This is a genomic window from Microcoleus sp. BM001215392 (genome assembly GCF_036700185.1).
Classification (GTDB): Bacteria; Cyanobacteriota; Cyanobacteriia; order Cyanobacteriales; family Microcoleaceae; genus Microcoleus.
The window spans coordinates 1-1,176 of sequence record NZ_JAUBOJ010000742.1 but is presented as its reverse complement, the minus strand read 5'-3'; the positions used below and the strand labels follow the sequence as shown (position 1 = coordinate 1,176).

General features: G+C 38.4%; 1 protein-coding gene. It reads left to right on the top strand.

Annotation, left to right across the window (positions count from 1 at the left end; all coding sequences use genetic code 11):
- The first annotated feature begins 114 nt into the window (after nt 1-114).
- A complete protein-coding gene (locus tag QT974_RS34585; protein WP_333472854.1) occupies nt 115-609 on the top strand; it encodes a hypothetical protein in 495 nt (164 codons plus the stop codon).
- The last annotated feature ends 567 nt before the right edge of the window (nt 610-1,176 follow it).

Sequence of the window (1,176 nt, the reverse complement as noted above, 5' to 3'; positions counted from 1 at the left end):
TTAATCACAATTAGTGAAACCAGATTTGTTTGCAAATGATTTAGGATCGCTATAGAATGGAAACCACACAAAAATCAGCAATTCAAGTTTTTGTGTCATCAACAGGATGAATTTATGAAAAAACTCCAGGGAACACCATATAATGAACTAAAAATTCAAAGTTCTAACATCTGGCTGGATTTATTGTCTAGCGTACCCTTCATTGTTGTTGGATTGTGGCTGGTTTTTTCGGCACAAAATACAACTTTAAGTTGCCAGAAAATAGAATCTCAGCAAGGCAATTGTCAACTAACAGAATCAAGCTTGTCGAGTTCAAAGACTCAAGAAATATCTCTGGATAATTTACTGGGAGGCAAAGTTACCACAGGTAGGAAGGGTAGCAGCAGAGTGGTACTTTTAACCAAATCGGGCGAAATTCCGTTTACGAATTACCACACTGCTTGGGGGAATAAAAATGATATTGCTAATAAAATTAATGATTTTGTGGCAAATCCCGATCGCAAATCGTTGAAGGTAAGTCAAGACGATCGCTGGTTTGGATGGATATTTGGCAGCATATTTGTGCTGGCTGGGGTATTAAAATATGTTGGGAAACGCGAAGAATTATAATCTCTAGATTTGAGAAAACTTTCCGTAAAATGACTAATGAATGCACCTGCGACTTTGAGTACGCGCGGCGCAGCCATCCCTCTTGGCCCAATCGCCCAGATCAATAATTAACGATACTTAGGAATGAGAATTAAATAACTTACAATTTTTATTATTCTTGTGGGATGGGCGTCCCGTCCGTCCAGAAAGGACGGGCTCTCCCGCCCATCCCACAAATATGTGTAAATTATTTAATTAACGATACTTAGCTAGGCGCCAATAAACTTTACATTCTGTTACATTATAAAGTTTTCTTGATTTTTGTTTGCCATTAGTTCCGGTACGATCGCCCTAGAAAGCTAACATTTGACTCCCAATGAGATAATTAATATAATTTGAAGATTCATCTCCTTAAATCACGGAAAGCTCTCTCAAACGCAGCCGCAGGTGAACTCGCGAGATTTGTTGTCAGTCAGACATTTTAGTGCTAGCCTATTAGCAAGATAAAAAGGGTTATCCTAGAGGATCGCTTTCAATAGACTTGAATTGCAAAAATCGGAAAACACCCTAAAATTATCTGCGTTTATC

Excerpts from the sequence above, each read along its gene's own strand:
- QT974_RS34585 (WP_333472854.1), top strand. The coding sequence starts at position 115 with ATGAAAAAACTCCAGGGAACACCATATAATGAACTAAAAATTCAAAGT.